The organism is Streptomyces roseicoloratus (assembly GCF_004117935.1).
GTDB lineage: Bacteria > Actinomycetota > Actinomycetes > Streptomycetales > Streptomycetaceae > Streptomyces > Streptomyces roseicoloratus.
This window is the reverse complement of record NZ_SDOY01000112.1, coordinates 46,834-59,497: the sequence shown is the minus strand read 5'-3', so window position 1 is coordinate 59,497 and position 12,664 is coordinate 46,834. Positions and strand designations below refer to the sequence as shown.

9 protein-coding genes are annotated in these 12,664 nt (G+C 70.7%); all 9 read right to left on the bottom strand.

Annotated features, from left to right (window positions below; all coding sequences use genetic code 11):
- Window positions 1-19 precede the first annotated feature (19 nt).
- The 9 genes from ESG85_RS13635 to ESG85_RS13600 all read right to left on the bottom strand — a co-directional run bounded on the left by ESG85_RS13635 (window position 20) and on the right by ESG85_RS13600 (window position 12,625).
- Entirely contained in the window at window positions 20-949 is a 930-nt protein-coding gene (locus ESG85_RS13635) for a transketolase family protein (protein WP_128978943.1), read from the bottom strand.
- Window positions 942-1,778 carry a transketolase gene (locus ESG85_RS13630; RefSeq protein WP_128978941.1) on the bottom strand — a complete coding sequence of 279 codons (837 nt, stop codon included), beginning with the start codon at window positions 1,776-1,778 and terminating at the stop codon, window positions 942-944. Before ESG85_RS13630 ends, ESG85_RS13635 begins: the two co-directional genes overlap by 8 nt.
- A gap of 32 nt (window positions 1,779-1,810) precedes the next feature.
- Window positions 1,811-3,076, bottom strand: coding sequence for a DegT/DnrJ/EryC1/StrS family aminotransferase (locus ESG85_RS13625; protein WP_128978939.1), 1,266 nt, complete (start codon window positions 3,074-3,076; stop codon window positions 1,811-1,813).
- Entirely contained in the window at window positions 3,073-4,149 is a 1,077-nt protein-coding gene (locus tag ESG85_RS34980) for a BtrH N-terminal domain-containing protein (protein WP_164986236.1), read from the bottom strand. Before ESG85_RS34980 ends, ESG85_RS13625 begins: the two co-directional genes overlap by 4 nt.
- Window positions 4,146-4,742: a hypothetical protein gene (locus ESG85_RS34975; RefSeq protein WP_164986235.1), complete on the bottom strand. Its 597-nt coding sequence runs from the start codon at window positions 4,740-4,742 to the stop codon at window positions 4,146-4,148. Before ESG85_RS34975 ends, ESG85_RS34980 begins: the two co-directional genes overlap by 4 nt.
- Window positions 4,739-5,317 carry a GNAT family N-acetyltransferase gene (locus tag ESG85_RS13615; protein WP_128978935.1) on the bottom strand — a complete coding sequence of 193 codons (579 nt, stop codon included), beginning with the start codon at window positions 5,315-5,317 and terminating at the stop codon, window positions 4,739-4,741. Before ESG85_RS13615 ends, ESG85_RS34975 begins: the two co-directional genes overlap by 4 nt.
- A gap of 47 nt (window positions 5,318-5,364) precedes the next feature.
- The gene (locus tag ESG85_RS13610) at window positions 5,365-6,591 is read right to left on the bottom strand and encodes a cytochrome P450 (protein ID WP_128978933.1); all 1,227 of its coding nucleotides are present in this window, start codon (window positions 6,589-6,591) and stop codon (window positions 5,365-5,367) included.
- A 117-nt stretch (window positions 6,592-6,708) separates the two neighbouring features.
- Window positions 6,709-9,360: an acyl-CoA dehydrogenase family protein gene (locus tag ESG85_RS13605; protein WP_164986234.1), complete on the bottom strand. Its 2,652-nt coding sequence runs from the start codon at window positions 9,358-9,360 to the stop codon at window positions 6,709-6,711.
- Between the two features lie 37 nt (window positions 9,361-9,397).
- Complete coding sequence (locus tag ESG85_RS13600; protein WP_128978929.1) at window positions 9,398-12,625, bottom strand: non-ribosomal peptide synthetase; 3,228 nt, start codon at window positions 12,623-12,625, stop codon at window positions 9,398-9,400.
- Window positions 12,626-12,664: the final 39 nt, after the last annotated feature.

Genomic DNA, 12,664 nt, shown 5'->3' with positions numbered 1-12,664 from the left:
TCCTCGTTTCCTTTCTCGATCACTGCGATGCGGTGACGAACTTCAGCACTCGGCCGACCACGGCCTCCGTGGTGAGTCCGCTTTCTTCCAGCAGGGACGCGTGCGTCCCCGGCGGAAGGAAGCCGTTGACGCCGAGCGGCAGCCACGGGATGCCCCGGTGTCCGATCGCCGCGGCGACCTGCGCGCCCATGCCGCCCGAGGTCCACGCCTCCTCCAGCGTGACCAGCCACCGGCACGACCCGGCGAGCGTCCGGCCGACCGCGTCGGCGGACTCCGGGTCGACGGTGTGCACGTTGACGACCTGCGCGTCGTATCCCTCGCCGGCGAGCCGGTCGGCCACCTCCAGTGCGGTGGCCAGGATCTCGGGCCCCGTGGCGACCAGGGCGATGTCCCGTCCCGGGCGCACCTCCTGCGGGATTCCGAGCTCCGGTTCGGGCAGTCCCCCGAAGACCGGCGAATCCTTGCGCCCGAGCCTCAGGTAGGTCGGGCCGTCGTACCGGAGGCACTGCTCCAGCAGCGACACGGCCTGGTGCGCGTCGGCCGGGACGACCACCCGCATGTGCGGCAGCGCGTTCATCAGCGCGAGGTCCTCGGTGGCGTGGTGCGTCGGCCCCAGCCAGCCGCCGCTCGCGCCTCCGTGGGTGCCGACGACACAGATGCGGCGCCGCGGGTAGGCGACGTCGAGCTTGATGAACTCGTACGCCCGGCTCACCGAGAAGGCCGCGAACGTGCAGACCAGGGCCCGCCGTCCCCAGCGTTCGGCACCGGCGGCCAGTCCGATGGCGGCGTTCTCCGCGATGCCGACGTTGAGGTAGTCCATTCCGGGCGTCGGCTTGATGCTTCCCGTGTCGGTGTCGACGACGAGCACGCCGTGCCGTACGGCGAGTTCCGGCAGGGCGTCGGTGAACGCGGCGCGCGTGCTCACCCGCTCCGGTGCGATGTCAGGCACGGCCGGTCTCCTCCGTCGTCGCCGCGTGCTGGACGGGGCGGCGCATGCCGGCCCTGATCCGCCGGAGCTTCGCCTCGTCGAGACGGACGAAGTGGGAGACGGCCCGGCCGGCGAGCACGCCCACGCCCTTCGCCTTCTGCGTCCGGCAGACCACCGCCGTCGGCCCTTCCGTCCGCGCCGCCTCGTCGAAGGCCGCGCAGAGCGCCGCCAGGTCGTGCCCGTCCACCTCGACGGTGTGCCAGCCGAAGCCGGCCCACCGGCCGGCGATCGGCGCGCCGTCGCTCACGTCGCGCACGGCGCCGGTCTGCTGGAACTCGTTGGCGTCGATCACCACCACGAGGTTGTCCGCGTCCAGGGCCCGGCCCACCTGGGCCGCCTCCCAGACCGAGCCCTCCTGGAGCTCGCCGTCGCCGACGAGGACGAAGGTGCGCGCGGGCCGGCCGCCTGCCTGGCGCTGCGCCCAGGCCGTGCCGTTGGCCAGGGCCAGGCCGTGGCCGAGGGATCCGGTGGCGAACTCGACGCCCGGGACGGCCACGTTGACGTGCGTGGCCAGTCGGCTGCCGGTCCGGCAGAAGGTGCCGATCTCCTCCGCCTCGATGAAGTTCCGTTCCGCGAGCGTGGCGTAGAGGGCCATCGCCGCGTGTCCCTTGCTGAGCACGAAGGCGTCCCTGTCCTTCCACTCCGGATCGGCCGGGTCGAGGTCCATGGTGTGGAAGAACAGCGCCACCAGGATCTCGACGGCGGACAGCGAGCCTCCCAGGTGGCCGCCTTCGGGCCCCGAGCACATGTCGACGATGTGCTCGCGGACGCGGTGCGCGTGGACTTCCATCTCTCCGGGCGTCGGCTTGTCCACGGTCCTGGTCAGCGGTCCGCACCTTCCGCGAGTTCCGCCAGGACCTTCCGCTGCGACCAGACCTTCTCGATGACGTCGGCGAAGCTCTGGAGCAGGGGCCCGGAGTCCGGCGCCAGGTGGCGCTGCTGAAGGGTGAAGCTCCGGTCGACCACGTCCTGGGTGACCGGCCACGAGCCCCGCTCCTGCCGGCACACCGACCGCAGGGCGGGCTGCTCGGGAAGCGGCATCATCTGGTACCGGGTCGCCGGCAGGCCCTCCGCGCGCAGGGCCCTGATCAGCAGGTTCCTCGCGGACGCGGTGTCCGTGCCGGGGAAGATCCGGTCGAGGTCGGGGACGAAGCGCAGGATGTGCCACGCGTGCTCGTAGCCGTCCGGCTCCGAGGGGCACAACAGGTCGTCCAGGTCCCGCAGCCGGTCCAGGAAGGCCGCGACGTTGGCCCGCCGGGCCTCGTGGTACTCGGGGAAACGCTCCAGCTGGCTGGAGGTGTAGGCCGCCTGGACGTTGTTGAGCTTCGCGTTGAAGCCCAGCCGGTGGCTCACGTAGCGCCGGGGCCGGTCGGGGCGGATCGTCTCGCCGAACTGGCGCAGCTGCACGATGCGGTCGGCCACGCCGTCGTCGTCGGTCACGACGAGACCGCCCTCCCCGCAGGTGGGGAGGTTCTTGGTCATCTGCAGGCTGAACGTCGCCGTGTTGCCGGACGCGCCGACCGGAGTGCCCCGGTAGCGGGCGCCCTGGGCCTGCGCGGCGTCCTCGATCACCACGAGGCCGTGCCGGCGCGCGATGCCGTCGATCACGTCCATGTCGGCGCTGAGGCCGTGCAGGTGGACCGGGACGACGGCCTTCGTGCGCTCCGTGATCAGCGCGGTCAGGCTGTCCGCGGACATGGTGAAGGTCACCGGGTCGACATCGGCGTACACCGGCGTCGCTCCGACGTGCACGACGGCCATCGCCGTCGCGACGAAGGTCAGGGCGGGGACCACGACCTCGTCGCCGGGGCCCACTCCGTGCGCGAGGAGGGCGAGTTCGATCGCGGTGGTGCCGTTGCTCACGCCGACGCAGCGCCGCACGCCCAGGTACTCCGCCCAGGACCTCTCCAGCCGCTCGACCGCGGTCGGTTCGTTCGGCCGGTCGGAGACGAAGACGTTCGAGTCCAGGACCGAGAGCACCGCCGCCCGGTCCGCGTCGGTCGTCAGCGGCCAGCCCACCGGGGCCAGTTCTCCGAGCACGGGCTCGCCTCCGGTGAGCGCGAGCTCTCCCACGGACAGGTCGTTCATCGGACGTCCGTCCCTTCCCTCGCCAGCGCGAGTCGCCAGTCGACGGCCAGCTGCTCGTAGGCGTGCAGCAACTCCTCGCCGCGACGCAGGATCAATGCGGATATCTCGGGGACGTTCGCCGCGTGCGCGCAGAGCAGGCGGACGTTCGACCAGGCCGACACCACCCGGTCCGCCGATGCCGCGACGGCGGCCAGCGACGCGTCGCCGCTCCGGAACGCGCGCTCCTGGGCGAACCGCCCGTGCAGGAACGCCTGGGCCTGCATGGACCAGCCGAAGGTGTACGCGGGCCGCAGCGACGCCGGGTCGGCGGCCTGCTCGGTCAGGCGGCCGACGAACCGGCGCAGACCGCTCCGGCCCGACCAGAGACGGTCCGTGGGCCCGGCCGCGCCGTCGTCCCAGCGGTCGAGGTTGCCCCGGAGGGCCCGGGCCACGTGCGCGGCGGTGGGTTCCTCCGGTCGCTGCCGCACCTTCGTCGTCAGCACCCGGCCGCCGATCTCGCGGCTGGAGAAGAAGACGTCCTGGGTGTCGGAGGGATTGCCCGAGGTCCAGCCGGCCACCAGGTGCTCGGCGGACAACCAGCCCTGGAAGGCCGGGGGCTGTGCGTCGGAGACGTAGAACTCCACACCCCCGTCCGGGGTCCGCCGCCAGGCCGGCACCACGACGAGATGGGCCGCGTGCACGTCCTGGTAGGCGGGACGGAACGGCAGGTAGTAGTTGTCCACCGCCACGATGACGCGGGAGTGCTCCTCGACGAGGGCGATCAGGTCGTCCGCGGTCGATCCCGTCGTCCAGGCGGACTCCACGTCGTGGTACGGGCACAGGTCGGCCGCCACGCCCCGGTCGCCCTGCGCGGGGCGGTAGAACTCCTCGCACATGACGTCGCCGGGGGCGAAGACGAACTCGCAGGACCGGCCGAGGACGTCGACCGGCCGCAGCCCGTGCTCGAGCAGGACGCTGCCCAGGGTGGTCTGCAGACAGCTCAGCGGGTCCTCGTACCACTGGGGATACGTGCCGGCGGCGCCGCTCCAGCGCTCCGGGCGCGCTGTCGTGCCGACCGTGCCGGTGATGGTCACTGCGGTTCCCCCTCTGTGGGCCGGAGCTCTTCGGAGCCGGCGCTTGCGGACTGCCCGACGAGCGTCATCGCGAAGAGATGGACGGCCGGGTTCTCGGGCAGCGACATGGCGCTGAGCGGCTGCCGCGAGGTGATCGGGACGCGCTGGCACCAGAGCGTGATCCCGATGCGTTCCTGTACGTGGTACGGGTAGTGGATGACGTCCGTGCGCAGGGCGAGCTCCTCGCCGCGGTCCGACCGGCCCTCCCACAGGTCGGAGAGGGCGAGCTGGTCGCGGTCCACGGAGCCGTCGGAGAAGTGCCAGGTGATGACGTCCTTCACCCGCCGCTCGCCGCAGCCGATGACGTAGAGCCAGTCCCACCGCCGCTCCGGCACCTCGATCCGCTGGCCCGCGCACAGCACGTTGTCGGGCCCGTTTCCGTCGAGGCGCGCGGTGCGCAGCGGGACGCCGTCGACGACGCGCTCCAGAGGTCCGGGCTGGGCCGGAATCGAGTTGCGCCAGACGTTCAGCCGTCCGTCGGCGAGGTTGTCCGGGGTGGTGGCCGCCTGATTGTTGAGGAAGGGTTCGAGCGCGAGCATCGTGTGAACAGTCAACGGAGATCCTTACGTACCAGCGCACGGCGCTGCAGCCTGGGTTCGACCACGGTGAATCCGCGGGATTCGAAGGTGCTGACCCGGCCGTGGAAGCTTGAGCGGTCGATCTCGACCGCGGGGTCACGGTCGTCCTCGGGGTATGCCTCGATCACGTCTGCCTTCTCGTCCCTGGCCCACTGGACCGCCCTGTCGATGAGCGCCTCGACCAGTCCCCGGCGCCGGTGCTCCCGTGCCACGTAGAGGCACACGACCGACCAGATGCGCTCGGGGTCGTCGCCCTCGACCGGCTTCGCCACGCGGGATCCGCGCAGCCGCGGGAACCCCTGCCGGGGCCCGACGCCGATCCAGCCGGCCGGAGCGCCGTCGACGGAGGCGAGGACACCGACCCGCTCGCCGGACTCGACGAGATCGCGGAGCCTGTCCTTGCGTTCCGCCGGACCGCAGGAGGCCCGTTCCTTCGCCGTCATGCGGAAGTACGTGCACCAGCAGTTCTCCACCGGGCCTTTCGGCTCGAGGAGTTCGCTGAGCGCGGGCCAGTCGTCGGGTCCGACCACGCTGACGACAAGTTCACTCATCGGTTCCGCCTTCCGGGCATGTCCACCGTCGACCTGGGAGCACCTGTCTACTTCCAGGTCACGGCCAGCGGCAGGCTCACCACGCCGTTCAGGAAGTTGGAGATGAGGTGCGTGGGGTCGCCGTCCAGCCGCATGGACCGCACGTTCTGCCGCCAGAGGTCGAGGAACTGCTTGATCCCGGCGGAGGCGACGTGCTGGCCGATGCACCGGTGCACGCCGAGTCCGAAGGCGAGGTGCGGGTTGGGGGAGCGGTCGGGAACGAACCGGTACGGATCCTCGAACACCTCCTCGTCACGGTCGGCCGAGGCGATCCAGGCGGAGACCAGGGATCCGGCCGGCACGTCGGTGCCGCCGATCGTGGCGTCCACCGTGGTGCGGCGCAGAACGTGGTTGACCGGGCTCGCCCAGCGGAGCGCCTCGTCGACGAACCGCTGGTCGGTCTCCTCCTGGCGCAGGAACCACGACCACAGGTCGTCGTCGCCGGCCAGCAGCAGCAGCGTCTGGTTGATGGTCTGGGGAACGGTCGGATTGGCACCCATGAGGAACGCGTACGCGTTCAGCAGGGGAACGTTCCTCTCGTCGTCCGGCACCGCGTGGACGGTGGCCGGGCAGCGGCCGCTCACCGAGTCCGCCGACGGGTCGGACTCCAGGACCTCCCCGAGCACCGACATGATCGTGGTGTGGGCCTCGAAGAGCTGGAAGCGGCGCTGGTACTCCGAGACGTCCGGGTCGACGCCCCCCATCGCCCGGACGGTCGCCCTGCCCGTGACGGTCCACTCCTCCTGGGGGATGCCCATGAGCTCGCCGGTGATCGTCATCGGCAGCGTGAGCATGGCGTCGCAGAAGTCGAACGCCTCCCGTCCGCGGACGGCGTCGAACAGCTCGGACATGCGGGCGCGGATCCCCTCCTGGAGACGGAGGGTCGCCTGCCGCGTCATCAGGGGGGTGAAGTTGCGCTTGATGTCGGAGTGCAGCGGCGGATCGGTGAGGTGGATCGCCGCCCCCGCCGCGACGTCCCCGTCCCCGCGTACGGTCAGCATGGTGCTGTACGCCGAGGAGAACGTCTTGTGGTCGTTCAGGACCTCCCGGACGTCCGCGTAGCGCATCGCCGCGAAGAAGTCCTGGCCGTCGGGGGTCTGCTGGCGGTGGAGTCCGTCCCGCCCGCGCAGCTCCCGCCACACGGGGTGCATGTCCCGGGCCCCGTACTGCGACTCCTCGTAGATGTCCGAGGAGGTCACGTCCGAGGATGCGGAATCCTTGGGGGAAATTCGCATGAAAAGAACACCTTTGCGTGGGAATGACGGGCATGCGGAGAACGCTCGTGCGGTCCGGCCGGGGGAGGGGCTCGCCGCCCCGCGGCCGGTGGGCCGTCGGCCGGGACGGCCGGCCGGTCAGCCGTCGGTCTCCGTGCCCTCGTGGTCGAGCGATCCGATGCTCTCCGCGCACCGCATGTAGAAGCGCGAGGCGACCGACCACTCCGTGATGCCCTGGGCCCCCAGCACCTGCATCGCGCTGCGGACCACGCGCACCAGCGCGTCCTGCTCGACGAGTTCGAAGCGCCGGACGGCTCCCTCGTCCCCGCCCGTGCCGGCGACCGAGTCCGCGATCTCGTGGAGCCGCGCGCCGAGCGCGGTCAGCTCGGCGTAGGAACGGATCAGGGGGAACATCAGCGCGTCGGCGTCCACGAGCTTCTTCCCGAACTGCTCCCGGGTGGAGGCGTACTCCCACGCGGTCCGGAACATGCCGATGCCCAGTCCGAGCACGTAGGCCGCGTGCCGCAGCCTGCACTCGTGCGCGGGGCACCGCTCGTGGCGGGCGCCGTCGTCGCAGATCCCGGTCCTGCACGGCCGGTAGGCGTTCTCGTACCCGAGGTATCCCATGGTCAGGCTGATGGCGCAGCCGACCGTGAGACCGAGTCCGAGCCCCCCTTCCTCCTCGGGATGCTCGACCCGGTCGAAGCCGAGGTCGGCCAGCGTCTTCTCCAGCGCCTCCCGCCGCGTCGGCGCGTGGGCGAACAGGGGCTCGACCCTGATGCCCGCGCCGGCGGCTTCGAGGACCTCCATGACGGTGTCGACGAGCTCTCCGCCGAAGCGGTGCAGGATCTCCAGGCAGCGCTGGGAGGATTCCTCCCTGAGGTCCGTCCCGATGGTGGACAGCATCATCTCCGACGTGCCGGCGGACAGGGTCAGGCCGGGCGACTCCGTCAGTCCCGAGAACAGTTCCTCGTAGGCGAGTTCGTCGAGGCCGGACGCCTTCCCGAGCGTGCTCCAGCGGCGGAGCACCTCGTGGCCGACCTGCTGGCAGGTCTCGCTGGTGTAGAGCTTGGCCACGGCGGTGTCGGTCGCCCTGACGTCGGTGCGCAGGAACACCTCGGTCGCCGCGCGGGCCAGCGTCGTGGCGCACTCGACCTGTCCTTCGAGCCGCTGGAGGCTCGCGGGCCGGCCGGTCGCGGCCCGCAGCGCCCTCAGCCAGCGGGCCGCCCTGACGACGTGGTCGATGCCGGTACGTTCGATGGCCAGGGCTCCGTCGAGGAGGGCCCATCCGCGGCCCTCGTCGCCCACCCGGCGCCAGCTCTCGACCTCGACGTCCCGCAGGCGGACCCGGCACATCCGTTCACGCTGGAGCGTGTCGACGAGCTCGACGCTCACCCCCTCGGCGGCCAGGTCGATCACGAAGAGGGTGATGCCGTCGTACTTGTGACCCTCCTGCCCCGTGCGCGCTGCCACCAGCGCCGAACCGGCGATGTCGCTGTAGATGCTGAACACCTTGACGCCGTTGAGCACGTAGCGGTCGCCACGCCGCTCCGCCCTGGTGCGGAGCGCGGCGAGGTCGCTGCCGGCGCGGGGTTCGCTGTAGAGGACGGTGGCGAACTCCTCGCCCCGGCTGATGCGCGGCAGCAGCTCGCCCTTCAGCCGGTCCGAACCGTACTTCAGGACGAAGTTGCCCACGATCTGCACCGTGAGCGCGTGGACGAGGTCCGGCAGACCGCTCGCGGCGAAGCCCTCGAACAGCTCGATGGCGAGGCGCGTCGGCGTTCCGGAGCCGCCGAACTCGCCCGGCCAGTCCGGGGTGAGCAGGCCGCGGGCGCCGAGCTCCCGGTACGCCTCGGCGATGGCGTCCGGGTCCATCCGCCGGGACCTGATCACCAGGTCGCGCCAGTGGGGCGTGTCCATGAGCTTCGCCAGGAGGTCCTGGAGACCGGTCGCGCCGGCCGCGCCGGCCTGCCCGTACGGGGCCGGGACGGGGGGCGCCGCCGGGTGGTCGTCCCGGATGGCCCGTTCGATCGCGGCGACGTTCCCGTCGGTTCCCAGCAGGCCGTAGTGGTCGCCGGGGAGGTCCTGCACGTGCACGTCGCCCGAGGTCACCGTCGGCCAATCGGACGTGAGGGACTCCACGGCGCGTACGGACACGACGTCGAGCCCGCCCGGGGTGGGCTTCCACGTGGCGATGAGCCGCCGGTTCCGCGCGAAGATCTCGAAGCGCTCGCCGAAGGTCTCCTGGTCCATGCCGAGCAGCGCGGCGGCCTCGGCCTCCGTGGCCACCTCGGCCTCGCCGTCGCGTCCGCTCAGCCGCAGCGCGTCGTGGACGAAGCTCCGCAACGCCTCCGCGGGCGTCACCTCCGGGTGGTGCCCCTCCGGCCACGTCGAGTCGATGAGCACCACCTTCGGCCGCACTCCCCGTTCCGCGAGCAGGCACGCGATCTCCCACGCGAGAGCACCGCCGAACGACCAGCCGCAGACCACGTCGACCCGGGGACCGTCGTCGGCGAAGCCGGCGACGTACGTCCGCGCGAGCTCCTGCACCGACGCGACCGGCCCGCCGTCGGCGAGAGTCCTCGGCGACGCCTCAAGCCCGAGGCACCGGTGGTCGGCGAGCCTCCGCACCAGCGGCTGGTAGGCCAGCAGACTGCCGCCCACCGGATGAGCGAACAGGATCACCTTGCCGGACGCGGCCGACTGGTTCAGTTCGATGAGGTTCGTTGTGTCCGTCCTCGCCGACCTCGTACGGAGATAGGCGTTCAGACGGTGCCCTTCACGTTGCATCACGCGCTCCCTGCCGTCCCGATCCATGCCCGTCCGTTCACTCGGCCAGGAGGCGGGCGACGTCCTCGTCGGTCATCTGCTCGATGGCCTTCTCCAGTTCCTCGGGGGAGAGGGCGGCGAGCCGGGAGCGTTCGACCTCCAGGGCCATGCTCTGCACGCTCGAGTCCGCGAAGAACGCGGCCAGGGAGATCTCCGTCGAGAAGATCTTCTTGATCTTGGAAACCAGCTGGGCGGCCTGCAGGCTCGTCCCGCCCAGGTCGAAGAAGCTGACGTTCTTCGCGAAGTCGCCGCGTCCGAGGATCGGCTCGAACGCCTTGGTCATCATCTGGCGTTCGAGATCGGTGAGGGGCTCCACGGCGTCCGCCTCGACCGTGGAACCGACGCTGGGCAGGGCCCGCTCGTCGATCTTTCCGCTCGCGTTGATCGGCAGTTCGTCGAGCATCACGAAGGTGCTCGGCACCATCGTGGACACGAGGTGCCTGCGGCAGTGGTCGCGCAGTGCCGTCTCGGACACGTCGCCGACTCCGCCGGTCGCGCAGTAGGCGACCACCCTCTTCCGGTCCTCGTCCTGCTCGACCCGCACGAACACGTTGCGGATGCCGCGGGCGCCGCGGAGGGCACTCTCGATCTCGCCGATCTCGATCCGCACACCGTTGATCTTGACCTGCTTGTCGGCCCGTCCGACGTACACCAGGCGGCCGTCGCCGGTGTGCCGGGCCAGGTCGCCGGTCAGGTAGAGGCGCGCCTCGGGGTCGTCCGCGAACGGGTCCGGGATGAACCGCCGCTCGTTGTCCTCGTCCCGGTTCCAGTAGCCGGACGTCAGTCCGACCCCGCCGATGGCCAGCTCGCCGATGACGCCCTGCGGCACCGGCACGTGCCGGTCGTCCAGCACGTACGCGACGTGGTTGTCCATCGGGCCGCCGATGGGCAGGGCGGCCGCCGGCAGCGGCTCTCGCAGCTCCTCGACGATGCTGGTGACGGTGCACTCGGTGACGCCGTACCCGTTGAAGATGCGCCGCCCCTTGCCCCAGGCCCGTACGAGCTCGTGGGAGAACGCCTCGCCGCCCACGAAGACGATGCGCAGGTCGGCCAGCGGAGCCGGATCGAGCAGCTTCATGACCGACGGCGGCAGGTCGGTCACCGTGATGCGGTGCTCCTCCAGGAACCGCTGGACGCCCGACATGTCGAGACGCATCGAGGACGGTACGAGATGGAGCGACGCGCCGGTCAGCAGCGCGCCGAACATCTCGAAGACCGAGACGTCGAACCCACAGGACGCATAGCCGAGGAAACGGTCCTCCGGAGCGAGTTCGAACAGCGTCCGGACGTTCCGGACGAATCCCAGAATGCTGTCGTGGCTGATGAGCACGCCCTTCGGTGTACCCGTGCTGCCCGAGGTGTACATCAGATACGCGGTCGCGCCCTCACCGGGAACCGCCTCCGGCCCGGCGGCCGCGTCCGGAAGGTCCGCCGGGAGCCGGAACTCGAGCCCGGGCGCGACTCCGGCCGTCGTCGCGTCGCAGACCACCCGCTGCACGGCGGCGTCCCTGATGATCGTCTCGATGCGGCCCGGCGGGTTCATCGCGTCGACCGGCACGTACACGGCGCCCAGCGCCATCAGCGCCAGCACGGTGGCGGGGAAGTCGGACGACGGAGCGAGCGCGACGCCCACACGATCGCCGGCACCGACCCCGTTCGCCGCCAGGTGGGCGCGGATCGCCTCCACGCGGCGGCGCAGCTCCGCGTAGGTCAGCACCGCGTCAGGGGCGTTGACGGCCACGTTCTGCCCGTGCTCGTCCGCGATCCGGGAGAAGTGCGTGAAGACGTTGCCCGTGGGCGCCGGCGCCTCGGTGCCCTTGCCCCAACGCGCCTGCGCGGCGCGGGATTCCTCGTCATGGGCCCACGACTGCCGGATGGAGGCGTCCGGCATGGAGATCGCCCTGCGCAGGATCCCGACGAACACCCGCTGCATGGTCGCGATGGTCGCCGCGTCGAAGACGTCGGTGTTGTACGCGGTGTGGACCTCCAGGTCCGCGCCCTTCTTGGTGACGGTCCACGACTGGAAGAACTTCGCCTGCGTGGTCTCCGACTCCCGCTCGACCGCGGATATGCCGTCGAGCCGGAGCGGTTCGGCCCACTCGTTCATCGTCAGCGTGTACTGGAACAGCGTGGAGCGCGAGGACTCGCGCTTCGCCCCGGCACTGGCGATGATCTCCTCGAGCGGCAGCTGCCCGTGCGACTGCCCCTCGCGGAACCGTCGCTGAACCCCCGCGAGGCATTCCCGGAACGTCGCGTCGGGATCGACGTCGCAGCGGAGCGGCAGCATGTTGATGAAGAAGCCGAGGGTGCGTTCGCATTCGACTTCGCCGCGGTTGGCCGTGGGCATGCCGAAGATGACTTCCTCGGAACCCGAGTACCGGCGGAAGAGAGAGGCCATCGCCGTGGCGTGCACCGTGATCGGCGTCGTCGAGAGGGACGACGCGAGCTCGTTGACCTGTGCCGCGAGACCCGGCCAGGTGCTCACCTCCGCGGCTCCCGCGTACGTCATCTCGGGCGGGAGGGGACGATCGCCGGGAATGTCCATGACGTCGACGTCGCGGAGGGTCTCGGACCAGTAGTCCACGCTCTCCTGCCACGCGCCCGTGCTCATCCGCTTGCGCTGCCACTCGCTGAAGTCGGCGAACTGGACGGCGGGGTCCTCGACCTTGGGCGTGGTTCCCGAACGCCGCGCGTTGTACTCCTCTTCGAGTTCCTCGAAGAAGATCGACGTCGACACTCCGTCGAAAACGATGTGATGGACGACGAAGCCGAAGTAGTGGAGGTCGTCGCGAACCGTGACGAGGGAGGCGCGCCACAACGGGAACTCCGTCAGCGTGAACCCGGTTCCGGCGAGTTCCGTCATGATCCGGTCGGCTTCGTCCTCGGACTCCACGATCGACTTCTCGATCGTGACCTCGGGGTCCTCGACGATCCCCTGGAAGTACTCGTCGTTCTCCACGAGAACGTGGGTCCGCAGCGCCTCGTGACGCCTGACGATGCTCGTGAAGGCATCGGTCAGGGCCGTGACGTCGAGATCGCCCTCGAGACGGAAAAGGAAGGGGACGTTGTAGGTCGAGGTGCCGGCCTTCAGCCGGTCGACGAACCACAGGGTGTTCTGCGAGGAGGAGAGCGCGACGTTGTTCCGGTCCTGGCGAGGACGGGGCCCTTCGGAGACCTTGGCACGGGCGCGCGCCAGCATGCCTGCGAGCGACTGCTTCTTGTCCATGACGGTACGGTCGTGCGCGGAACTCACACGAATCCCCTC

Excerpts from the sequence above, each read along its gene's own strand:
- ESG85_RS13630 (WP_128978941.1), bottom strand. The coding sequence starts at position 1,778 with ATGGAAGTCCACGCGCACCGCGTCCGCGAGCACATCGTCGACATGTGC.
- ESG85_RS13625 (WP_128978939.1), bottom strand. The coding sequence starts at position 3,076 with ATGAACGACCTGTCCGTGGGAGAGCTCGCGCTCACCGGAGGCGAGCCC.
- ESG85_RS13615 (WP_128978935.1), bottom strand. The coding sequence starts at position 5,317 with ATGAGTGAACTTGTCGTCAGCGTGGTCGGACCCGACGACTGGCCCGCG.
- ESG85_RS13610 (WP_128978933.1), bottom strand. The coding sequence starts at position 6,591 with ATGCGAATTTCCCCCAAGGATTCCGCATCCTCGGACGTGACCTCCTCG.
- ESG85_RS13605 (WP_164986234.1), bottom strand. The coding sequence starts at position 9,360 with ATGCAACGTGAAGGGCACCGTCTGAACGCCTATCTCCGTACGAGGTCG.
- ESG85_RS13600 (WP_128978929.1), bottom strand. The coding sequence starts at position 12,625 with ATGGACAAGAAGCAGTCGCTCGCAGGCATGCTGGCGCGCGCCCGTGCC.